Origin of the sequence: Blautia sp. DFI.3.45 (assembly GCF_020593505.1) — a bacterium.
Classification (GTDB): domain Bacteria; phylum Bacillota; class Clostridia; order Lachnospirales; family Lachnospiraceae; genus Blautia_A; species Blautia_A wexlerae.
Genome location: NZ_JAJDMI010000033.1, coordinates 15,224 through 40,519 on the forward strand (window position 1 = coordinate 15,224; position 25,296 = coordinate 40,519).

The 25,296-nt window shown below is 42.1% G+C and carries 15 protein-coding genes and 1 riboswitch; of the genes, 2 read left to right on the top strand and 13 right to left on the bottom strand.

Annotation, left to right across the window (positions count from 1 at the left end):
- Positions 1–23 precede the first annotated feature (23 nt).
- The 3 genes from pyk to malQ form a co-directional block, all read right to left on the bottom strand.
- Complete coding sequence (gene pyk / locus LJE09_RS11895; protein WP_173701809.1) at positions 24–1,442, bottom strand: pyruvate kinase; 1,419 nt, start codon at positions 1,440–1,442, stop codon at positions 24–26.
- Positions 1,443–1,695: 253 nt separating this feature from the next.
- Positions 1,696–2,226, bottom strand: a complete 531-nt coding sequence (locus LJE09_RS11900) for a DUF3877 family protein (protein ID WP_118575069.1) — start codon at positions 2,224–2,226, stop codon at positions 1,696–1,698.
- A gap of 330 nt (positions 2,227–2,556) precedes the next feature.
- Positions 2,557–4,062, bottom strand: a complete 1,506-nt coding sequence (gene malQ, locus LJE09_RS11905) for a 4-alpha-glucanotransferase (protein WP_117676532.1) — start codon at positions 4,060–4,062, stop codon at positions 2,557–2,559.
- 697 nt (positions 4,063–4,759) lie between these two features.
- On the opposite strand from malQ, the gene LJE09_RS11910 reads away from it, so the two are divergent.
- On the top strand, positions 4,760–7,135 hold the full coding sequence (locus LJE09_RS11910; RefSeq protein WP_008706824.1) for a phosphoketolase family protein: 2,376 nt from the start codon (positions 4,760–4,762) through the stop codon (positions 7,133–7,135).
- A gap of 86 nt (positions 7,136–7,221) precedes the next feature.
- Here LJE09_RS11910 and LJE09_RS11915 read toward each other — a convergent pair whose 3' ends face one another.
- The gene (locus LJE09_RS11915) at positions 7,222–8,124 is read right to left on the bottom strand and encodes a LysR family transcriptional regulator (protein ID WP_022381354.1); all 903 of its coding nucleotides are present in this window, start codon (positions 8,122–8,124) and stop codon (positions 7,222–7,224) included.
- Positions 8,125–8,332: 208 nt separating this feature from the next.
- Between LJE09_RS11915 and LJE09_RS11920 the strand changes: the two genes are divergently transcribed.
- Positions 8,333–9,991 (top strand): glycoside hydrolase family 13 protein, encoded by a 1,659-nt coding sequence (locus LJE09_RS11920; RefSeq protein WP_227311361.1) that lies wholly within the window; start codon positions 8,333–8,335, stop codon positions 9,989–9,991.
- 45 nt (positions 9,992–10,036) lie between these two features.
- Here LJE09_RS11920 and LJE09_RS11925 read toward each other — a convergent pair whose 3' ends face one another.
- The 9 genes from LJE09_RS11925 to LJE09_RS11965 all read right to left on the bottom strand — a co-directional run bounded on the left by LJE09_RS11925 (position 10,037) and on the right by LJE09_RS11965 (position 24,785).
- Positions 10,037–10,612 (bottom strand): hypothetical protein, encoded by a 576-nt coding sequence (locus LJE09_RS11925; RefSeq protein ID WP_227311362.1) that lies wholly within the window; start codon positions 10,610–10,612, stop codon positions 10,037–10,039.
- 367 nt (positions 10,613–10,979) lie between these two features.
- Positions 10,980–12,770, bottom strand: coding sequence for a flavin reductase (locus LJE09_RS11930; protein ID WP_227311363.1), 1,791 nt, complete (start codon positions 12,768–12,770; stop codon positions 10,980–10,982).
- A 168-nt stretch (positions 12,771–12,938) separates the two neighbouring features.
- On the bottom strand, positions 12,939–14,108 hold the full coding sequence (locus LJE09_RS11935; RefSeq protein ID WP_227311364.1) for a M20 metallopeptidase family protein: 1,170 nt from the start codon (positions 14,106–14,108) through the stop codon (positions 12,939–12,941).
- 20 nt (positions 14,109–14,128) lie between these two features.
- On the bottom strand, positions 14,129–16,018 hold the full coding sequence (gene recQ, locus LJE09_RS11940; protein ID WP_227311365.1) for a DNA helicase RecQ: 1,890 nt from the start codon (positions 16,016–16,018) through the stop codon (positions 14,129–14,131).
- Between the two features lie 25 nt (positions 16,019–16,043).
- The gene (locus LJE09_RS11945; RefSeq protein ID WP_161276504.1) at positions 16,044–16,931 is read right to left on the bottom strand and encodes a putative ABC transporter permease; all 888 of its coding nucleotides are present in this window, start codon (positions 16,929–16,931) and stop codon (positions 16,044–16,046) included.
- Between the two features lie 67 nt (positions 16,932–16,998).
- Positions 16,999–19,947 (bottom strand): hybrid sensor histidine kinase/response regulator, encoded by a 2,949-nt coding sequence (locus LJE09_RS11950; protein WP_161276505.1) that lies wholly within the window; start codon positions 19,945–19,947, stop codon positions 16,999–17,001.
- Between the two features lie 5 nt (positions 19,948–19,952).
- Positions 19,953–21,803, bottom strand: a complete 1,851-nt coding sequence (locus LJE09_RS11955; RefSeq protein WP_022380198.1) for an ABC transporter substrate-binding protein — start codon at positions 21,801–21,803, stop codon at positions 19,953–19,955.
- Positions 21,803–23,986 (bottom strand): ATP-binding response regulator, encoded by a 2,184-nt coding sequence (locus LJE09_RS11960; protein WP_227311366.1) that lies wholly within the window; start codon positions 23,984–23,986, stop codon positions 21,803–21,805. The genes LJE09_RS11955 and LJE09_RS11960 overlap by 1 nt, the downstream gene beginning before the upstream one ends.
- Positions 23,970–24,785, bottom strand: coding sequence for a substrate-binding periplasmic protein (locus LJE09_RS11965; protein ID WP_227311367.1), 816 nt, complete (start codon positions 24,783–24,785; stop codon positions 23,970–23,972). The genes LJE09_RS11960 and LJE09_RS11965 overlap by 17 nt, the downstream gene beginning before the upstream one ends.
- Before the next feature lie 180 nt (positions 24,786–24,965).
- Positions 24,966–25,059: riboswitch (cyclic di-GMP riboswitch) on the bottom strand.
- Positions 25,060–25,296 lie beyond the last annotated feature (237 nt).

Genomic DNA, 25,296 nt, shown 5'->3' on the forward strand with positions numbered 1-25,296 from the left:
TCAACTACTGATATTTTCCTGACTTACTCAACCGTGCAGACGCGGATCAGGTTTGTTCTTCCCGGAATTCCAAGCGGTACACCACCGGCAAATACAATAGTGTCGCCAACTTTTACAAGTTTATGCTTCTGTGCTGCTTCGATTGCTCTCAGGCAAAGGATCTCAGAACTGTATTCTTCTTTGATCAGCATCGGGTAAACACCCCAGGACAGATTCAGCTGGCGAAGAACTCTCTCAGAGCTTGTACATGCACCGATCAGACATCCTGGTCTGTGTTTGGACATCATATGAGCTGTACTTCCGGATTTTGTCACTGCAAGGATTGCACTGGCCTTCAAGTCGATTGCGGTCAGACAGGTTGCATGTGCGATTGCATTTGTAATATCCGGATTCTCATTTCTGTCTGTTTTCTTAAAGATTGTATTGTAATCAATATTCTGCTCCATATGTTCTGCAATACGGCTCATCATCTGAAGTGCCTGTACCGGATATTTACCAGCTGCGGTTTCTCCTGAAAGCATAGTTGCACTTGTTCCCTGAAAAATCGCATTGGCAACGTCTGTAGCCTCTGCACGGGTTGGTCTCGGATGAGAGATCATGGAGTCAAGCATCTGTGTTGCTGTAATAACCGGTTTTCCTGCTGTGTAAACTTTCTGGATGATTTTCTGCTGGATAACAGGTACATATTCCGGCGGGATCTCAACACCCATGTCACCTCTGGCGATCATGATGCCATCTGCTGCTTCAATAATCTCGTCGATATTGTCAACGCCCTGCTGGTTCTCAATCTTTGCAATGATCTGAATCTCTTCACCGCCGTTTTCTTTCAGGATTTTTCTTACTTCGCGGATATCGTTTGCAGTACGTGTAAAAGATGCTGCAACGAAATCAAATCCTTCCTGGATACCGAAGAGAAGATCATCATGGTCTTTTTTACTGATGAATGGCATCTTCAGGTTTGCACCCGGAACATTGACACCCTTCTTGTCGCCAATCACACCTGCATTAATAACCTTGCAGACAATGTCCTTTCCTGAGATGTCCTGAACCTCCAGGTCTACAAGTCCATCATCAACCAGAATATGTCCGCCCGGCTGCACATCCTTATAAAGCTCTTTATAAGTAATGCTTACGCGCTCATTAGTTCCTTCAATGTCTTTATTTGTAAATGTAAAAATCTGTCCTTCTTCCAGAGAAACCTTGCCATCCTTGAAGCATCCAAGTCTGATCTCCGGTCCCTTTGTATCAAGAAGTGCTGCAACAGGTCTGTCATATTTCTTGCGAAGTTCTCTCAGTTTCTGGATACGGCCTCTCTGCTCATCGTGAGGTCCATGTGAGAAGTTGAAACGTGCTACGTCCATTCCCTCTCTCACAAGCAGCTCCATAACATCGCCCTTATCAGTAGACGGTCCCATTGTACAGATAATTTTGGTTTTTCTCATTTAATCTTTCCCTCCAAACTGTCAACTCAATTTTATCTATTTTATTCCTGTAAAATAATGTAATAAAATGTTACCTGTTTCTATAAATGAAAACATTAAATCAAATAAAAATTACCATTATTGAGACTATCTGTCAATATAGAATTTCGACTTATTTTTGTTGATATTTGACAAAAAAATAACATACTTTTGTTGCAAATATCACATATATTTTGGCTGATCCGACAGTTGGAAAATTTTTCACTCATTCTTATCAGAATCCAAAATCTGCATAGTCTTCCGGCAGAAATCTGTGGTAAATGATATGGCATCCTTCATCTTTAAAACAATAATAATAAGGATCTGATCCATCATCAAAGCGGATCATCACATCAAACTCCTCGTTATCCATTGGTTCAGTAATGATTTTATCTGAATAAGAATGGAACAGTTCTTTAATTTCATCTATCGTACATCCATGTCTGCCGACCAGTTCGATCAATGCCTTGATGAATTCATTCTCTTTCATATTATTATGTACATATTCGGAAGCTTTTTCCGAAACAGTAAAGCAGAAACGATCTCCTCTGTGTGATACTGCTACTTCACCAAATTTCTCTTCTATATAAGAAGGAAAATCTTTTAAAATCTCCATCATGCCTGCAGCATCCGTCTCATTGCCAAAGAAATGATTCAGGGAACTGAGCGGATAATAAAGGCTGATCTTCTCCTTCATATATCCAAGCTTCGCCTGTTCCTCTTTGATCACATCGATCAGACTGGTTTCTAATCTGTTATAGTTCATTTATTTTCCCTCCTGAAAATCTGTCCTTTTGCTTTTTCTGGTTAATATTTTATCAGACATTGCCCGAAAATCAATGCATTTCTTTTTCAATTGTACGCCCGCCAAAACAATTTCAATGTTTTCTTTTTCATACAAAAATAAAGAGCTTGCGAAACTGTCCTTTTTTTCTCCCTCTGACAAATAACTCTGACTGGATAAAACAAAACAGATAAAACCAACCACTTCGTTGCTTTTTAACCAAATAACTGCTTGATTCGGTTAAAAAAACAGCGTTCCAAATATTATTTATATCCGAAACGCTGTCATTATTCCAATTATTTCATTATGTATTTAATCCCAGTTCTTACGTCCGTAACGAAGTGTCACATCATATATTTCCTTCTGGAGTTTCTTTGTAAGATCTCTCTTCTTGATTCTCCACTTCCAGTTCATACCAACTGTAGATGGTTTATTCATTCGGAATCTGTTGTCCAGTCCCATATAGTCCTGCATTGGGATAACGCAGACACGCGCAGCACTGCGCATGATCAGACTGATGAAACACTTATACAGTTCTTCTTCCGGTGTTGCATGATCACACAGATAATCTCTCGCCAGTTTTCTCTCAGCTGCTGTGATGCTATTCCACCATCCCACGATAGTTTCATTATCATGGGTTCCTGTATACGCCACGCAATTCTCCGGATAGTTATGTGGCAGATAATCACTGGCACATCCGGAATCTCTGGAGTCAAACGCAAATTCCAGAACCTTCATTCCCGGGAATCCGCTCTCATATACCAGATGACGTACGGAATCTGTCATATATCCCAAGTCCTCTGCGATAACCTGCTTCCATCCAAGCGCCTGTTCAATCTTACGGAACAGATCAATTCCGGGACCTTTTTCCCAGTGTCCGCCTCTTGCATCTTTATCTCCGTATGGAATAGAGAAATATTCATCAAATCCACGGAAATGATCGATTCGCACAACATCATACAGTCTGAAGCAGTAACTCATTCTGGAAATCCACCACTGATATCCTGTATTTCTGTGATAATCCCAGCGATACAGCGGATTTCCCCATAACTGACCGGTTGCAGAAAATCCATCCGGAGGGCATCCTGCTACTGCCAGCGGTACATTGTCCTGATCCAACTGGAACAACTCCGGATGTGCCCATGCATCAGCACTGTCCATGGCAACATAAATCGGAATATCTCCGATGATCTGGATTCCTTTTGAATTTGCATAGGATTTCAGTTTCATCCACTGCTCATAAAACTTAAACTGCATATACTGCTGGAATTCAATATCAAAATAGAGTTCTTCACGATAATAATCCATGGCATTGTTCCAGCGGAGTCTGATATCCTCAGCCCATTTGGTCCATTCTACACCTTCGAAACGGTCTTTTACTGCCATAAACAGAGCATAATCTGACAGCCACCAGCTGTTCTCTGCTACGAATTTCTGATAGTCAGGATTCTTGCTGATATCACTGTTCTCGTATGCTTTTCTCAGAAGAGGATAACGGCCTTTGTAGATTTTTTCATAATCTACCTCATCAGGCTTCTTTCCCCAATTAACTTTCTCGCAGTCTTTCTTATCAAGAACTCCTTCTTCCACAAGTGTATCCAGATCAATAAAATATGGATTACCTGCAAATGTAGAGAAAGATTGATATGGAGAATCTCCATAGCTGGTCGGTCCCAATGGCAGAATCTGCCAGTAAGTCTGTCCGGCTTCCTTTAACCAGTCTACAAATTCATATGCACTTTTGGAAAAACATCCGATGCCATAGTCTGATGGAAGACTGCTGATCGGCATTAATATTCCTGCTGCTCTTTTTCCCATGATTCTTGTCTCCTTCGCCATTCTTCACTTTTACCGCCTATACTTTATCTAGTACATCGTTTTCGAAATAACTATACCACTCACTTGTCTGCGAATCCGATTGCACAGGTCTAAAAGCCTCAGCGTAGCCCGCTACGTCTGCGTTTTTATACCAGCACACTCGAATCCGCATCCTACGTGATTGGTATAGTTATTTACGAAACGCTGTACTAGTGTACATATAAGCAGTTTTTCTATACCTTATGCGCAATTGTTTTTTTTATTATATCTATTTTTTGTGCAAATTGCAATACAACTTTCATGTTATCCATTTTTTCGTGAAAATTACTAATCATTGCTTAGTTCTTTTTGTCATCTTCCATATTAAACACCAATCATTTCCACTCAGAGAATTGTCGTCAAGCGGATATTCACAATCTGCTTCGCTACGCAGCTCTATACCGAATAACTGCTCCGCATTTCATCAGAAGGAGCTTATTTTTTATCCATATCAAAAACTTATAATTACAATGCAATATTTCTATTTTACGTTTCATTTCTGATATGATAGGATGTGTTCGGTTAAAAAATAACAAAGTAACACTCCAACTTATCTGTTGAGAAACGTTTATCATTAACTACCATCAGAAAATTTCTTATACAGATATCTTCAACATCTTAAGTTATACACATCAAAGACAAAGAAAGAGGTAAGAAAATGGAAGACAACAAATTATGTCTGGAAAAACAGCCTTTAAACCAGGAAATGCTTGACAAAATCGATGCTTACTGGCGTGCAGCTAACTATCTGTCTGCCGGACAGCTCTATCTTCTCGACAATCCGCTTCTGAGAGAGCCATTAACTATGGATCAGATCAAGAAAAAAATTGTTGGTCACTGGGGAACTGTACCGGGACAGAACTTCGTTTATGCACACTGCAACCGTGTCATCAAACGTTATGACCTTGATATGATCCTGCTTTCCGGTCCTGGACATGGCGGAAACTTCATGATTGCCAACACCTATCTGGAAGGTTCTTACAGCGAAGTTTATCCTAACATCAGCCAGGATGAGGAAGGTATGAAGAAAATGTTCAAACAGTTCTCCTTCCCATGCGGAGTCCCAAGCCACTGCGCACCGGAGACACCTGGTTCCATTAATGAAGGTGGCGAGCTTGGTTACTCCATCGCTCATGCTTTCGGAGCTGTATTTGACAACCCGGATCTGATCGCAACTACTGTTGTAGGTGATGGTGAAGCTGAGACTGGTCCTCTGGCGACATCCTGGCAGTCCAACAAATTCCTGAACCCGATCACAGACGGTGCTGTACTTCCTATTCTTCACTTAAATGGATATAAGATCAGCAACCCGACTATCTTCTCCCGTCTTTCTCATGAAGAACTTGAATGCTTCTTCAAGGGTTGTGGCTGGAAACCATATTTCGTTGAAGGTGACGACCCAATGACAATGCACAAGAAGATGGCTGAAACAATGGACACAGTGATCGAAGAAATCAAAGCAATCCAGAAGAACGCCCGTGAGAACAATAATCCGGAACGTCCGGTATGGCCAATGATCATCCTTCGTACCCCTAAGGGATGGACAGGTCCTAAGGTTGTTGACGGACTTCAGATTGAAGGTTCTTTCCGTGCTCATCAGGTTCCGATCACTATGGAAAAACCGGAACATCTTGAACTTCTGAAGGAGTGGCTGGAAAGCTATCGTCCTCAGGAACTGTTTGATAAAAACGGACGCCTGATCCCGGAACTGGCTGAACTGGCTCCTAAGGGAAATGCACGTCTCGGTGCCAACCCACATGCAAATGGCGGACTTCTTCTGAAAGATCTTCGTCTTCCGGACTTCCGCGATTACGGTATTGAAGTACAGCCTGGCAAAACAAAAGCTCAGGATATGATCGAACTTGGCGGATACATCCGCGACATCTTCAAACTGAATGAAGAAAACAAGAACTTCCGTATCTTTGGACCAGATGAAAGCATGTCCAACCGTCTGTACAAAGTATTTGAATATCAGAAACGTGACTGGAACGCAGAAATGCTTGATACTGATGACTGCCTCGCAAGAGACGGACGTATTATGGACAGTATGCTCAGTGAGCATATGTGTGAAGGATGGCTGGAAGGTTACCTGTTAACAGGTCGTCATGGCTTCTTCGCAAGCTATGAAGCTTTCATCCGTATCGTTGACTCCATGGCAGCCCAGCATGCAAAATGGCTGAAAGTTTGCAATCAGCTTTCCTGGAGACAGCCCATCGCATCCCTGAACTTCATCCTGACATCCAACGTATGGCAGCAGGACCACAACGGATTTACTCATCAGGATCCTGGATTCCTGGATCACATTGCCAATAAGAAAGCAGACGTAGTTCGTATGTACTTACCACCGGACGCTAACTGCTTACTCTCCTGCTTCGATCACTGCATCAAGAGTAAGAACTATGTTAATGCAATTGTAGCTTCCAAACATCCAAGTTGCCAGTGGCTGACCATGGAGCAGGCTGTTAAGCACTGCACACAGGGTATCGGTATCTGGGAGTGGGCAAGCAATGACTGTGGTGAAGAACCAGACGTTGTTATGGCCTGCTGCGGTGATACACCTACACTTGAGATCATGGCTGCAGTTACTATCCTTCGTGATGAAATGCCGGAACTTAAGATCCGTGTTGTTAACGTTGTCGACCTGTTCAAACTGGAATCTGACCACAAACATCCACACGGCTTAAGTGACGCAGAATATGATGCAATCTTCACAAAAGATAAACCTGTCATCTTTGCATTCCATGGATATCCAACACTGATCCATGAGCTTACTTATGAGCGTCACAACCACAATATCTCTGTTCACGGATATCAGGAAGAAGGTACTATTACTACACCATTCGATATGCGTGTACAGAACCAGATTGACCGTTTCAATCTTGTAAAGGATGCCATCATGCATCTTCCACAGCTTGGAAACAAAGGTTCCTTCTTAATCCAGAAGATGAATGACAAGCTTGTTGAGCACAAACAGTATATTGCTGAATATGGCCAGGATTTGGAAGAGATTCGAAACTGGGAGTGGCATAAATAAATCCGTCTAACAGATGATAAATTCCTTATAAATATAATAAGTCATCAGGATTCACATCATGTGGATTTCCTGATGACTTTTCTATTTCAGCGGTTCTGTTCTTTCCGTTCTGCCAAAAACTTCTGGAATGCTTTAGATGCAATACTTTGAGGATATTCTGTATCATGGATCAGAATAATGCTTCTCTCCGGAAGTGTTTCATTTACATCTATCTCAAAAACCTTTCCGGATTCCAGATCATCTCCGGCAAATTCTTCTGGCAGGAATCCGATTCCCATATTATACCGTACTGCCGGGAGAATCATATCTGTAGTCGCCAGCTCTACATCCGGCGAAAACTGCAGTCCATTTTTTGAAAAATACTCATTCAAAAATCTCCTGCTGATTGCCTCGGAAGTCAGGCTGATCCATGGATAGGCTGAAAGTTCCTCCAACGAAGTCTTCCTCCCCTTCAGCTCCGCAAAACGACTGCCTCCGATCAGAATTTCCCTATACTTTCGCACTACTTTCATTTTCAGTGGCTCTGCTAACTGTAAAGAAGCAGATACAACTGCAAGATCTACTTTACCCTCTTTTAAGGCATTTACAGAATCTGTAGTGCTGTTATTAAGAATTTTAAAATGCACATTCGGGTATTGAATATTAAAGTCTCTGACTGCCTCGAACAAATAACAGTGCAATGCTGTCTCTGTTGCACTGATATAAATGGTCCCGTTCTCAAGGCTGATCAGATTATTAAGATTATCCTCGGCTTTGAAAAACTGAGCACAGCCTGCTGCTACATACTGATAGAAAATCTTTCCCTCAGGAGTCAGTTTCATGCCACTTTTGCTTCTGGTAAACAGTCTGCACCCTAATATATTTTCCAGATTATGTATCGTCCTGGTCACAGCCGGCTGGCTGGTCTTTAATACTGATGCTGCCTTTGTCAGATTCTCATATTTTGATACGTAATAAAAAACTTTATAATATTCAAAATTTGCGTTCATTCTGTTCTCCGTCTTTCATTGTCTTATGTACAGTAACATATTTTACGCGCCTATTCTATCACAATTCTTTTTTCTGTACAATCTGATATGTCCAGAGTGTGTATTACTATTATCAAAAATAATCTCGCTTTCTTCATTGCGTTTTTTTGCACAATACAATATAATAATTTTAGATTTTATTTATGCAAAAAGACGAAAGGATGTACATATGAAGCACAAAAAAGACTGGTATAAAGATCTGGTGATCTACCAGATTTACCCAAGAAGTTTTAAAGATGGCAACAATGATGGAATCGGTGATCTGAAGGGAATGATTGAGAAGCTGGATTATCTGAAGGAGCTTGGCATCAATGCAGTATGGATGTCTCCTGTCTATGCTTCTCCGAATGTGGATAACGGTTACGATATTTCTGATTACTTCGCGATCATGGAAGAATTCGGAACTATGGAAGACTGGGATGCTTTCCGCGACGGTGCACATGAACGAGGCATCGCCATTATCATGGATCTGGTCCTGAACCATTCTTCAGATAAACATAAATGGTTCCTAGAATCAAAGAAATCCCGCAATAATCCTTACAGTGATTACTATATCTGGCGTGATCCTGCACCGGACGGAGGCGCACCCAACTGCTGGATGTCCGTATTTGGCGGAAGCGCCTGGGAATATGTTCCGGAACGTGGACAATACTATCTCCATTTCTTTGCTAAAGAACAACCGGATCTGAACTGGGATAATCCGGAAACTAAAGAGAAAATTTTTGATATTATCCGTTTCTGGAATGAGAAAGGTGTTGACGGATATCGCATTGATGCCATCAGTTATCTTGACAAAGGACTGGACGGACGTGCAGATATGAATGAACCCCTTGGTACTGTAGCGTGTGTAAATCTGGAGGGAACCCACCGCTACATCCGTGAAATGGTTGCAGAAACAATGACTCCCGACAATCTGATGAGTGTAGGAGAAGTTAATATCAACAATGAACAGGATGCCATCAACTATTCCAGCGCAGCAAGCAAAGAATTTAACATGGCTATTCCATTTGTCCCTCCGATTGTTGAAATCCAGACATGGTCACCAGAGAAAATGAAACGTGATCTTAAGAAAGATTATGAAATCCTGAAAAAAGACGGATGGTGGGCAAGATTTTTAAGTAATCACGACAAACCGCGTCAGGTTTCCCTTTACGGAAATGACAGAGAATTCTGGTCAGAATCTGCAAAAATGCTGGCATGTTATCTGCACACACTTCCCGGTACCCCCTTTGTTTTCCAGGGCGAAGAATTGGGAATGACCAATGTTACCTTCCCATCTATCGATGATTACAATGACATTGATACCCGCAATTATTATAAAACCATGATCGAACAGGGAGCTTCTCCTGAAGAAGCACTGGCAGAATCCAGAAGTATCAGCCGTGATAATGCAAGAACGCCTATGCAGTGGAACGACAGTCCAAACGGCGGATTTTCTGAGCATACTCCGTGGCTGGGTGTCAATCCAAACTACAAACTCATTAACGCAGAAAGCCAGATGAATGATGACTCTTCCGTTTTCAGATTCTACCAGAATCTTATCGCACTACGCAAAAAACACCCGATAATGGCTCATGGAGATTTCAAACTCTGCTGCCCGGAAGAGGGACCGGTTATCGCCTACACCAGAAGCTGGCAGAACGAGACATGGCTGGCAGTGCATAATTTCTCTGCATCCATGCAGAAATTCCATTATGGCGCTGAAGATATTGAATTACCGTGCAACACTCCCGTAATCATTTCCAATTACGGCGAAAACGAAGTTGAATACGGAATTGGAACACTTGTACTCAAACCTTACGAAACCGTAGTATTCCAGTTACATTAAGCAACTTCATCAATACAGACAGTAAAAAGCAGAACCATTGAATCACTATCCCTCAATGGTTCTGCTGCTTTTTTGTATTTGTTTTTCATTTATTTGACTGCCATTACTTTGCATTTCTTTTTGTAAAATGCAATACCGTACTTCAAGTGCTTCTCCATTCTCAGAAACAGTTTTCTTAAAATATTCCATAATCTGTGTCAGAAAAATATTACGTATTTCCATATTAGGAATGGTAAGCATGAACGTATTTGCATCTTTTCTTCCGGTCTGTGTGAGATATCCCGTAGTAAAAAGAACACTCCACAGGTTTTCAATCGAAGCATACATATCCTGATATGTCAGTTCCTGATGAATCTCCTTTACAATTGTTTCTCCTGCTATCAGTTTCTCAATTTCCTTTCTGACCGTTCCCTTATCAGTCTCCTGAATAAAGCGTTTCACCGCTTCATTACTACTGGTATCAGACCAGTAATGCTGTGGCTGCGCCAGATTATTTATACGCAATTCGTCACAATAATTTATCATATCCCAGGGACAGTAAACCTCTACATTTCCAAACCGATATCCGTCATACCACATTTTTATTTCATCATAATGCTCAAAAAGCTCATAATATTCCAATATATTCTTTTTGGAAGTTTCTTTTTAATTTGTTTCAATAGACACACTTCCCTTTATATTTTGATATATTAAACTCTAACTTTTATAAAGTGTAACATATTGCTATTGAATTCGTCTATCAAAATTTCTTTACATCCCATAATGTTTCTATTAATATCCCATCGTCTATTCATCCTTACAATACAACTGTAATTGTACTATTTTCTGCATTTAATAATAGTACCATATTGGAGCAAAATAGAGATTGCCAGCAATTTAACCACTGACAATCTCTATTTTTTATTTTATCAATCAGATTCCTCTGAAATCTCGACAACTATTCACATGACAGAATGTCACTCTTTAGCAGTTTAACAAGAGAAATCCGTCATCCAATCGGCTCGAAGTCTACAGCTCCATGTTTACACAATGGACAGATATAATCTTCCGGAAGTTCATCGCCTTCGTAGATATATCCGCAGACTTTACATACAAATCCTTTCTTACCTTCTGTTTCAGGTTTCGGTTTTACATTTTTCTGATAATAGGTGTAGCTCATTGTCTCCTGGTCACTTACCACGCGGGCTTCTGTCACACTGCAGATGAACATTCCGTGAGTTCCCAGATCTACATACTGCTCTACTTTCAGGGACATAAATGCGTTGATATATTTGTCCAGGAATATCAGTCCGTTATCAGAACGATTCACCTTCTGTCCCGCAAATTTATCCACGCTTCTTCCACTCTGGAAACCAAACTGTTCAAATACAGAGAACGGAGCTTCTACAGAGAGACAGTTTACATTCATCACCCCTGTCTGCTTGATAACATGGTGAGAATAATTTGTCTTATTGATATTAACTGCAACACGGAACGGAGAGTCTGTCAGCTGGGTAACTGTGTTGACAATCAGTCCGTTATCCTTCTTACCGTCATTTGATGTCACTACATAGAGACCATAACCAATGCGGAATAATGCTGTCATATCATTTTTATTTGCCAGTTCATCATTCTTTGCAATATATTCCTTACAAAGCTCGGAAGCCATCGCTTCCATCTGATCTCTGTTTTCCTGATTGACTGCGGACATGATCTTCACTGTGGTGTCCAGCCAGTTGATCTTCTTACATTCAGAAAGCATATTTTTCATTACTTTTGCTGCCAGAGGTGCCCAGGAACCGTTTTCAATAATGCCCACTGTGCGGTTCTGGAAATTATGCTCTGCCAGACGGGTAATAAAGTCATTCATAAACGGATAGATTCCTGCATTATAGGTAGTTGTTGCCAGTACCAGCTTACTGTAACGGAATGCATCACTGAGTGCCTGAGACATATCATCTCTTGCCAGATCATAAACAACTACTTTCGGACATCCCTTGCTTTTTAATTTCTCCACAAACTGATTGACTGCTTCTTTGGTATGTCCGTATACAGAAGTATATGCAACTACGATTCCTTCTTCCTCCGGTGTGTAAGAGGCCCAAGTATCATAGAGGCTGATATAATGTCCCAGATTTTCTGTAAGTACCGGACCATGTAACGGACAGATGATCTGAATATCCAGAGTAGCTGCTACTTTCAGAAGTCTCTGTACCTGTGCGCCATATTTACCAACAATACCGATAAAATATCTTCTTGCTTCATCATCCCAGTTTTCTTCCACATCCAGAGCACCGAACTTACCAAATCCATCTGCTGAAAAAAGAACTTTATCTGTGCTGTCATAAGTCACCATAACCTCCGGCCAATGTACCATTGGCGCAAATACAAAAGTAAGATTATGATTTCCCAGACTCAGTGTAGAACCATTCTCTACTTCCAGTTTCTGCCCTTCCAGATCCAGTCCGAAGAAATTTTTGATCATTACAAATGTCTTCGCATTGGCTACTACTGTAGTGCCGGGATATACTTCCAGAAAGTTCGCTACATTTGCTGCATGGTCAGGCTCCATATGCTGAACGATCAGATAGTCCGGCTTACGTCCGCCCAGTGCCTGTTCAAGATTATCCAGCCATTCATGTTTGAAATTGGCATCTACAGTATCCATAACTGCAACCTTGTCATCCAGAATCACATAGGAATTATATGCCATTCCGTTTGGCACTGCATACTGTCCCTCAAACAAATCTACCTGATGGTCATTAACTCCGACATATTTAATGGTATCTGTAATCTTCATATTTCTGCCCTCAATTCTTTCTTTATAGTATATCGTCTGTCCGTTACTATTCAGCAATCTGCTGTCACTCAACGTTAATAAGTTATAGTTGCTATGCATTCTTAATTTGTTTATGTTTTTATATTATACTATTTTAATCTAGTTTTCAAGTCCTTTTGGTAATTTTTTTCATAATGTAGTTATAATCTTATACAATGTCTCCACGCTGTACGGCAGTATCCTCTCATCTAATTGAAATTTCGGATGATGCAGAGGATGATTTTCTCCTGGTATTCCCGCAAGAAATACTGTGAAAAGTCCTCTGGTTTCTCTGAAATATCTGTATGCATTATCACCTGAAAGAAACAGCTCATCTTCTCCTTCCAGGACAAACTTATCCCCAAATACTTCTTCACCCACTGCCTTTGCTGTCTCTGTAAGTTCCTCATCATTGGCAAACGCATATACCGGATTTTTGGGAAATTCCATACGGATCTGTGTGCCAGTCTGCTTTTCAATTTCCTGCAGATTTCTCTCCAGCTCGTGCTCAAGTGCCATGTAAGTTTCTTCATGAACTGCGCGTATATTTCCGTTTAATACCACATGGTCTGCAATAATATTCGTATATTCACCGCCATGGATCGTACCCGTACCCACAATATATTTTCCTGAATCCGGATGCTGTTTTCCAAAACTTTCATTCAGATCATGAATGGCACTTATCACTTGAGCAGCTGCATAAATTGCATCAATCCCCTTATCCGCTTCACACCAGTGACTGGATTTTCCATGAACATGAATCTGCATACTGTTGATCATGGAAGATGCCTGTCCCTGATGCACTGCCATTCCAAATGTCATGTCCGCTGCGTAATGAAACATCAGAAATGCATCTGCTTTCGGATTCTCTAATGCTCCGGCCTGAAGCATTCTTTTTGCACCTTCACCAATCTCCTCTGCAGGTTCAAAAAGGAACCGGAGCCTGACTGGAAAATTTTCCTGCATTCTTTGCTCTTCTGCCACAATTTTTGCAAGGATCAGTGCTGCTGCCAGGATCATATCGTGACCGCAGGCATGCATACATCCCTGATTTACTGATGCATATGGTAGATTTGTCTGCTCCTGTATGGGCAATGCATCCATCTCCGCCCTGAGTACAACCATTTTCTCCCTGTTTCTCAGAGATGGAAGTTCCGCGATCAATCCTGTAGGTTCTATCGGCACAATCTCATATCCCAGTTTCTCCAGATATTTCCGGATATATGCAGACGTCTCCACTTCCTGAAGTGCCAGCTCCGGATGTTGATGAAAGTAATGTCTCAATGTGATTAATTCTTCCGTATATTTTTCTATATTCATCTGTTTTCCAACCTTTGTTCTCAGGGATTACCATTTTCATCTTCCGACATACTCAAAACCGCATTCGGACGTTCCAGGCAGAACTTCTGTATCTCTTCCAGAAATCTCTGACCGTATTTCTTTAACTTATTCTTGCCCACACCGGAAACCTCCAGCATTTCTTCTTCATTTGATGGACATTTGATGCACATATCTATCAGCGTCTTATCACTGAACACGATATATGGAGGCATGGCTTCCTCTTTTGCAATTTCCAGACGAAGTTTCCGCAGGGCTTCAAATAAATCGTAACCTGCTGCCGTAAGCGCATCTGTACTGCGTTTTCTGACAGATTTCTGGGGCTTTTTCTTTTTATCCGCTTCTTTTTCCTCGTAAGTACGCATGATCACGTGAGTATTTTCATCTCTTAGCGGAGAAATATCGCCCAGTTTCAGCACACTGTAACGTTCCTGTGTCTGATAGAGATATCCCATCTCAGTCATCTGGCTGATCAGTGCCCTGAGTTCTGCCTCACTGTGATCATTCAATGCTCCATAAGATTTATACTTATCTGCTCCAAGCTCCCTCAACCGGGCTCTCTTAGCCCCCAGCAGAGTACCAATCACAATTGTCAGTCCATACCTTCCTCTCGTCTCAGCTACACAGTTCACTACCCACTTCGCCTCTCTGGTCATATCTGTCTCATGGTATTCTCTGTGACAATTTCCACAATTATCACAGGGACCGAAGGTCTTTTCACCGAAATACTCCAGAATATAATTTCGCAGACATCCTGTTGTTTTACAATATCCTTCCATGATCTGAAGCCTTCGTATATCCCGCTGACGAATGAGAAATTCATCCTCTTCATCCACATCGGAAAAATCTTTGTTATCCAGAAGCATTCGATCGATCATAACATCCTGTGCAGAAAACAATAGAACACACTGGGAATTCTCTCCGTCACGCCCTGCACGTCCTGCCTCCTGATAATAATTCTCCATACTCTGCGGCATATTGTAATGGATCACATATCTCACATTGGATTTATCAATCCCCATTCCAAATGCATTTGTTGCAATAATAACAGGAGTTCTGTCATAAATGAAATCATCCTGATTCTTTTTTCTGGTTTCATTATTCAGTCCTGCATGATATCTGGTAACAGCAACTCCTTTTTGGAAAAGCAGTTCAAAAAGATTGTCCACATTTTTTCTTGTAGAGCAGTAAATAATCCCGCTCTCTGTTGGATGTCTGTCTATGTAATCCATCACAAAATCGTCTTTTCGCCGGATATTTTCCACGCTGTAATATAAATTCTTTCTATCAAACCCGGTGATTACTACTTTCGGATCTTCCAGATTTAAAGTACAGAGAATGTCGTTCTTTACTTCCTCTGTTGCAGTTGCGGTAAAAGCACTGACGATCGGACGACCGGGAAGATTTTTTACAAAGTCTACGATTTTGACATAGCTTGGTCTGAAATCCTGGCCCCACTGTGAAATACAATGTGCCTCATCCACTGTCACCATGGAAATCTCCACCTGTCTGGCAAATTCCAGAAACTCATAATTTTCCAGACGTTCCGGTGCAACATAAATAATTTTGTATCTTCCTCCTGCTGCCAGGTACAACGCCTTGCTAATCTGACTTTCCGACAGTGAAGAATTGATAAATGCGGCATGTATTCCCGCTTCATTCAAAGCCTTTACCTGATCCTGCATCAGTGAGATCAGAGGAGAAATTACAATCGTAATTCCTGACAGCATCAGTGCCGGTACCTGATAACAGATAGATTTTCCGGCTCCTGTCGGCATGATTGCAAGCACATCCCGGTGTTCCAGAATGGACTCCACAACACTCTCCTGCCCTTCTCTGAATGTATCATATCCAAAATAAGTCTTTAAGGTTTGTACTGCCTGTCTGTTCACCTGAAACCTCCCTCTGCATTTTAATCTATTTTAATCTCTTTTTCAGCTCCTGAATCAGTTCGGAATAGTCTCTGTGCTGCATCTTCGGAAATGCCTTGATGATACGCCCCTGACCGACAACGGTATGATTGGTAATAGAACTGGACAGTTCCTCAAACTGAGCCTGAAGCTCCGCTCTTTTTATACGAAGCATTTCGATAGATTTTTCTCGCTGTGCGGCAGTTGCATCACGCAGTTCTGCTGCTGCAAGAGTTGCCTGAACCTTTCCTTCTCCCACTTTCTGTGCTGTGCCAATCGTAGTCGTAGCCAGTGTATCACTCAGTTTATCACTTACAATTCTCAGATCTGAGCGAACCTTATCCAGTCTGGTAAGCTTTTTATTCAGTCCCTGGATCACTGCTACCGTCACAATAAAATCTGTCAGATACACAGCATACAAAGCTGCTATCACAATCCATTCCCAGGTTGCAGGTGTATGTAACGCATGTGCCTCTACATACTTCTGGAAAACTTTTACTACCATAACGATAGCCAGTCCCCAGATCAGAGAAAACTCCAGGCAAATGTAGCCATGAAAATTAAAGGGTTTATCTGAATAATCCCACCATCTTGCGTGGAAACACACATCCAGCAGCCAGCCTGCAACCAGCTCCACCGCAGTTGCCAGAACAATTCCAAACACAAAAATCATTCCATCACTCATCTGACGCCCGCTGCCCTGAATTGTATTGAGCAAAGCAAAAACAGAAAGCACCCCAAATCCATATACCGGGCAAACCGGTCCATTCAGGAAACCTCTGTTTATAACTTTTCCCAACGCTACTGCATGAAAAATAACTTCAACAACCCAGCCGCCAAAAGAATAAATAAGAAAATACAGACATATCTGAAAATACGTCATTCCACAAATCATTCGTTGCTCCTCCTTGCTTTCATCAAACCACTTTTCATATCCCATTATCACAGTTCAAACAGAAAACTTACCCCAGACTGTTTTGTAATGTACTGATCAGTTCCTCTATAACAATTGGTTTGGATAGAAATCCATTCATACCACATGCCAGTGCTTTCTTTCTGTCTTCGTCAAAAGCATTGGCAGTCATGGCAAGGATCGTAATTCCCGCCAGTGCCGGATCATCCAGTGAACGGATCTGCTCAGTAGCCTCATATCCGTTCATTACAGGCATCTGCACATCCATAAGCACCAGATCATAATCACCTGGTCTTGAATTCTTAACCTTCTCCACAGCCTCTGCTCCATCTTCCGCTGTATCAACCTGAAAACCATATTCACTAAGGAGTGCTACTGCAATTTCACTGTTCAGTTCATTATCTTCCACAAGCAGTATGCGCCTGCCTCTGAAATCTGAATCTGCTGCCGGAAGGATATTATCCTCTGCCTCAGCCTGCTTCTGGCCGATTGCAGCCATCAGAGTCTCTCTGATATCTGACATAAACATAGGCTTGGAGCAGAATGCAGTCACCCCTGCTGCCCTGGCTTCCACTTCAATATCTGACCAGTCATAAGCAGTCAGGATAATGATCGGTGTATCATCACCAAGACTTCGGATCTGACGGGTAACTTCAATGCCGTTCATATCCGGCAGACGCCAGTCAATGATATAAGCATGGAATGCATCACCCATTTCCATAGACTGTCGTGCGCGGAGAACAGCCTCCTTACCGGAAAGTGTCCATTCCGAACGCATTCCAACCTTTACAAGCATCTTAGTCACACTGTCACAGGTATTGAAATCATCGTCTACTACCAATGCCTTCAGGCCTTCCAGCTCTGCGATTTTCTCTATACGGTGATTCTCAGGCTGGATCCGCAATGGCAGGCGGATAATAAATTCAGTACCTTTTCCCTGTTCTGTCTGAACTTCAATGGTTCCACCCATCATATCCACGATGTTCTTGGTAATAGCCATGCCCAGTCCTGTACCCTGAGTCCTGCTTACAGTGGAAGTCCGCTCTCTCTCAAAAGGAGAAAAGATCTTCTGTACAAATTTCTGACTCATGCCGATTCCGTTATCCTTTACCCGGATTTCGTACAGTTCACAGCCTCTCTGTGTACCCGGATACTCTCTCAGCCGGACAGAAACGGTTCCGCCTGCAGGAGTAAACTTGATCGCATTGGACAAAAGATTCAGCAGTACCTGATTCAGCCTGGTCTTGTCACAATAAACATCCTCATTGGTAACATCCATGACATCCATGTAAAGCTCTAACTGTTTCGCATGGATTTGTCCGCTGATAATGGTTTTCAGATCATGAAGAACCTCTGACAGACTGACTTCCGTCTCTTCCAGATGGATTTTCCCGCTCTCAATACGGCTCATATCCAGGATATCATTGATCAGTGAGAGCAGATGATTACTGGAGGAAAGAATCTTACCCAGATAATCCCGAACCCTTTCTTTATCATCAATGTTGCTTACAGCCAGTGTAGTAAAACCAATGATCGCATTCATTGGTGTACGGATATCATGAGACATATTGGAAAGGAAGGTGCTCTTTGCCTTGTTTGCAGTCTCCGCAGCGCGGACCGCCTCAGAAAGGGCCTGATTCATTTTTCTATCAGAGGTACGATCTGACAGAACCAGGATATATTTCTTTTTTCCGTTTACCTCGCTGCCCATTGCAACGTTATGAAACCAGCGGTGTTCTCCTGTTTTCTGATGAACATATTCAAGATCCCATTCCTGCTGCTCATGAACCTGGATTTCTTCCAGATACTTCTTCTCCGGATCTTCAACGTCCCCGGGATGCAGTTTCCCAAGGACACAAATATCTTTACGAATCTGTTCTACTGTAATTCCCAGCAGTTTTTCCACATTGGGACTGACGTAATCTGCCTGATATGTTTTTGCATCCAGCATCAGGAAAACGTCATCTACATTCATTGACAGCTTTTGAAACAATTCGTCCCTGTACAGGATCTCCGTATCCTTTCTCTTCAGGTTTACCCTGTTTTTCCGGAGAATAATTCCAATAAAAAGACCGGCAATACACACCGCTACTGCACTTACAAGCAGCACAGTGCTACGCTGCAGAACATTCATACTTGCATTGACGATATCAGCCTGGACAAGTCCCAGAAAGATCCAGTCCTGAGGTTTGGATTTCTCATAGACCAGATAGTAATCCTCTCCATCCAGATTTATCAGCATTGCATCTGTATGTCCTTCCTTAAACTCTTCTGAAAGCTTAAGGATCTCTTTTTCAGACAGAGTAGAATGTTCTCTCAGAATCCCAAAGAAATTATACACCTCTCCCCATGCCTCAGAAGAATGATCCACAACAACACGGCCATCCGGATGAACCACATAACTCTGGGCATTTCCATTGAAAGCAGAAATATTCAGCACATTTACGATATCAGAGTTTTCATAGGCAATGGCAATGGCATCATATTCAAAGCCCTGATAACTTCCATGAGGCCTGGGAGTGGCAAAAACAAGGAGCTGGGATTTTCCGGGAACTGTTGCATTGGTTATCACATCATTTCCCTGCCGGATCTCATCTTCAATATTTTCCTGTAATCCCAGATACCCGGTTTCACCTGTTACCATCTTATAGTTCCCGTCCGCTGACAGGAAATAAAAATCTAAAAAGCCTGCATCTTCCTGTGCTTTCTCTATATACTCACGAATTTCACTTTCATCGGAAGTGTTCTGCAGATATTCCCCCCATATATGGAGATAAGTCAGATTCTTATTTGTCAGCTCACTTAGCATATTATCAGACTGATGAAAAATTTCTGTCAGGTGAGAAACACTTTCCTCATAAACAGTCTTCGATACAAACCCCAAATATTGGAAAACAGTCAAAAGGATTCCAACAAATAGGGCAATAAGAACTGCTGCATTCCATCGTTTTCTCACAACCCGTTTCTTTCTGTTTGTATTATGATTCTTAACATCCATTCTTCTCACCTCAGAGTAATGTAGTCTTCAGGCTCTGCAAGAATGGCATTACCATCTGAAACATATGTTGTCCAGGTATCTTCCACAGAGGTATCCCCTCCATCAAATACAATATTTTCCTCTGCCGGATAAGCTTCCATATATTGTGGTGCTGCAAGGCAGGTCACAGTAAAAGTATCCTTGTCCTGAATCTGTTTTCCATTCTTTGAAACTTTACTCAATGTATAACCATTATCCGTTTCCCTGATTTCTACAGAAATACCACTGAACACAGGCAGAGAGCCGCGGTTAAAGGGGATAAAGCCTCCCTGATAGCCTTCTACGAAGTTTCTGACCGTTTCCTTCAGTTCTGCCCCGCTCATCTCACTGCTGTAAGCGGAAAGCTCGTTTGGCATAATCATGTTGCCTGCCATTTTTTCTGTATAACCGGCCTTCAGTACATTTCCTGTAAAGCTGTTTCCTGTTGCAATCAGCACATCCGTCCCATAAATACCGCGCAAAGTGTTTGCCATAACAGAATAGGCTTCATTGCCTCCGCTGGTATGGAAACGATTGGAATAAGTTTTCTTTGAATCCAACACAATATCCTCAGAAGTGGATTTTTCTTCAAGAAGCTGGGAATTAAATGACTGATAAGCCTGCTCTGCATTATATTCTCCTGAGATCATCTTAGACACCACATCCCTGGAAATGGAAAAAAAGTCATTTGACGCAATACGGATATACATATGGTTTTCTTCGATCACAGGTTTCACATCCTTCAGATATTCCGTAAGCCGGAAATCCACATCCTGGCTATAGCTTAACAGATCCTGCCCATCATAAATGATCCGGTTCTGCGCATCCTCTGAAAGCATTGTGTTCAGTACCTTCATTGCTTTCTGCCGACGTGTTTCATCCTTTGTCAGGTCACGGTTTAAAGCTATCTGGAAATATGGTGTAGTCATCAGCCACTTTTCGCCGTTCTGCTGAAAGAATGGCAGGAATGTTGTGTTAATGCCCTGATCCTGGAACATTTTTACACCGGCAGAACTGCCGAAATACATGGCAAGCTTACCACTTTTGTACATCTCAACCACATCATCATAATTCATATCCAGATCATCCTGGCTCAGCCCTGTATCCTGAATAAACTGCTCCATACGTTCAAAAGCCTCCGGCCAGACAATACTGTCCAGACCTTCTCTCTTTGCATTGTCCGGGTCACTGTAGATGGTACGCCACTTACGTCCATCCACAGAAGACAGCTCTGATGCAGACAGACCCTGCAGTGTTTCCATACAGGTATAATCATAGTAATAGTCTGCAGTAAACCCACGGATACCCACCTCATCAAATGCCTGGCAGGCAGAAACGAAGCTTTCATAATCCGTTGGAAGAGGAATATCATACTTTTCAAAAAGATCTTTGTTCACTACAAAGCCATGGGCATCTGCACACACAGGAAGCCAGTTTACACTGCCATCCTGATTTTTGAAATTGTTAAGGTAGGTATCATAGACAGCACCTGCAGCATTGGTTGTGGAAAGATCCATCAGACTGTCCTTCAGGGGGCTTGCATCATGGAGGGAAAACCTGCAGCAGGTTATAATATCCGGCAATCCGCCGTTTTCATTCAGAAAACGATAGAAATCCAGATCATTATTGCCTACTACAAATTCAACGTTGATATCCGGAAGCTGTTCCTGGATGTATGGCGCATATTTTTCATACAGCTTTGTGCTCCATAAATACACTGTGATGGTTTCTGCATCTTCTTTTTCCGCACTTTTCCCGCCGCAGCCAGACAGAAGTGATACGGCTGTCACCATCGCCAAAAGCACAGAAACTAACTTGTTCCATTTTTTCTTTTTCATTATAACTTCTCCCTCTGATTGCGTTTTACTAACTCATTGATCACTTTTACTAATAATTTCCCATCAACAGGCTTGGCAATATGTTCATCCATTCCTGCTTCCTTTGCTCTCATTTTGTCCTCAGTGAACGCGTTTGCTGTCATGGCAATGATCGGTATCACTTTTGCATCCTCTCTGTCCAGAGAGCGGATCATCTTTGCTGCTTCATATCCATTCATGACAGGCATCATAATATCCATAAGAATAGCATCAAATTCTCCAGGTCTGCTTTTTCTGAATATGTCAACAGCCTTCTGTCCATTCCATGCTTTTGTCACCACAGCGCCTTCATTCTGAAGCACAAATTCTGCAATCTCCATATTCAGCTCATTATCCTCTGTCAGAAGAACATGGAGCCCCTGGATAGAAGTTTCTGTTTTTTCTTCCGTTTCATTCCTGTCCTTCATATCTGCATCAATCTGGAATGGAATCCGGATCACAAATGTAGTCCCTGTGCCTTCTTTACTTTCAAAGGAAATGGTTCCGCCCATTTTCTCCACCAGTTTTTTTGTAATTGGCATTCCCAGTCCTGTTCCGGCGAATTTTGTGCGGCTTCCTGCATGTTCCTGTGCAAATGGTTCAAAAATGCGTTTCTGGAATGCCTCTGTCATTCCAATTCCGGTGTCTCTGCAGACAAATTCCAATGTGGGCATTGCTGTCTGTTTCGATGGGATTTCCCGACAGCTGATATAGACATATCCGTTTTCTTTGTTATATTTCACCGCATTGGACAAAATATTCATCAGAATCCGTTTCACATGCACCGGACTTCCAATAAGATTCCAGTGTGTAACTTCTTTCTCTTCCCAAATGATCCGGATGTTCTGCTCCGCAGCCATATGTTCGATCACACCCAGTATTTCCTCAAAAATACTGTTCAGATTAAATGGGATGTCTTCCAGAACCACTTCATCTGACTCCAGCTTGCTCATGTCCAGAACCTCGTTTATCAGTTCCAGCAGCAGATGGGATGTCTTTTTGATCTTTGCCCTGCATTCCGTCTGTTTCTCCATATTGTCTGCATAATGGTCTGCCACATTGATCATGCCGCAGATTCCATTGATCGGTGTCCGGATATCATGGCTCATTCTCTGCAGAAACTCAGTTTTTGCCTCATTGGCTGCTTCTGCTTTTTTTGCTGCTCTTAGAAGTTCTGCTTTATATTTTTCATCTTTTTCCTTTTCCTGTTTCCGATGTGCCAGATCCGCTCTGTAACCCCAGAAGCAGAATATACCGAATATGAGTAAATAAAGAAAAACGACAGCTGTTACACTTAGCGGCAGGTTACGGAATACTTCCGTATCCGGAAGATAGGCATAAATATAATAATCCCTCTGCTTCAGCATGATTCCGTAACCTCCGGTTCCTTCATTTTTTAAATGAAAAATATGCTGACTGTCTGTATGCTCTTTCATTGCCTGGACAACCTGGTTGCCGGCAGTATCCTGTCCCAGCAGGCTTTCATCGTTGCTGGCAACAATGGTTCCCTTGTCTGCAACAATAATCGTTCCATCTTTCTGAGTGCTATAGCCCTTTAAAAGGTTCTGTATTGTCAGGGTATAATTTCTGACAAATTCCGAAGATGTATAATAATAGATTGCAACCATACCTGGCCCATCTTTTCTGGCACAGGCTGCAATGTCGATACGTGATCCGTCTTCTCGGTCAATCCGTTCCGAATAAGATCTTTCTTCATATCCGGTAAAATCCATGATAATGTCTTTTTGCAGATAATCTGTGATCTCATTGGTCAGAGCCTCATCCATGCTGTATTTGCAGACTGTCTTTCCCTCTGCATCCAGCACAAGGATACCATCCACCCAGAGGGTCTGCAGATTTTCTTTCAGAAACTCCTGGCTTAGCCGGCCGCCGTTTTCTGTTTCCATGTCGATATTCGTACTCATCTGTCTGGCACTTTCAATGGCGCGGAGGAGACTTTTAGATTCCGAAGCTTCATTATAATGGGTGTAGGTGGAACACTGCACTTTGACATAGTTTACAGTTTCCACCATCCTGTTCTCTGCTTCCTTTTTCTCTGCCCGAAAAAAGTAATACAGGGAAACTGCAGTCACACAGATTCCAAGCAGAATGCCGAATATCCAAAATCGTTTTACTTTTATTCTTCTCCTAATATCCAAGATCATCCACCTCCAGATACTTCTGGGGATCATCCAGATATTTTTTAATGATTTTCAGGGATGTGCCATCCTGACGCATTTCTTCCAGCGTCTGATCCATCTGCTCACAGATTCCTCTGTCATCCTCTTTTGCAAAAGCAACACCTATCCCGACCACCATCAGCGGATCTTCCAGGATACGGAAACTTGCATCATAATCCTTCATGTACTGGACAATGGATTCCTCATGTGCAGCAACTGCATCTACATATCCTTTTCCCAGAAAGGTATAGATCAGTTCCCTGTGCCCAAGACTGATCAGATTGCCCAGTTTGGGGATCCTTTCATCCGTCCGGTTCAGAAAAATGCCTTCCGGTTTGGTTGTGGACTGGACGGCAAGGTTCTTTCCCTCCAGATCACTTAGTTTATAGATATCACTGCTCTCATTTACAGCAACTACCTGACGGCTTGCTATGTATGGTCCTGCCCAGCGGTAATCGTCAAGGCGTCCTTCCATGGAAAAACAGCCCATAATACAGTCAATCTCTCCGCTTTCTACCAGTTCTTTTTTCTTCTCCCAGTTGATCTGGACAACATCCACCTGATACCCCATTCTTCTGAAAGCTTCTGTAGCCAGTTCCACATCAATTCCTGTGGGGATTCCATCTTCATTCAGATAATTGTATGGCGGATAACTGTCACTGCCCAGGGTGATAACGGGATTTTCTCTTTCTTTTTTAGTAACATCTGCATTTTTGCACCCTGCCAGGGCAGTTGCTAAAATTCCCACAAGCAGAATGCCTGCAATCACTCTTTTTCCTTTCATCTTTTCTCCATTCCTGCTGTTCTTCTCTATTTTCCATCAAAATTTAACCGAATCAGGTAAGTCTCCTGCGGAGGTTGCGAATATCCGCTTGAAGACAAAAAAAAGTTCCTTGTAAAAAATTTTACAGGAACTTTTTCCATAATGCCCATTTAACATTTACCTTTTTTTATCACTGAGGCATGATGCAACCGGCTGGCATGGCCAGATTTCAATCTGACTTTAGCTCCTTCTGGCTTTGCGCCCCGGCTTTTCAACCGGTTTGCCAATAAATGCCATAAAAAATTATTTTTATTATAGCACTCATACTATATCATGTCTATAAGAAAATATGTTACTGTTCACAGCACAATGGTATTTAGATAATCTATACCCTTAGTTAGTCTTAAGGGTCTAACAAAAAGATTACAAAAGCCTTGACTTTTAAGCTGGAATCTGCGGCCGCTCTCATTACTGATATTAGGTAATTGCGAAACTCGCGGTGCTCGTTCGTAACCTTGAACCAAAACAAGGA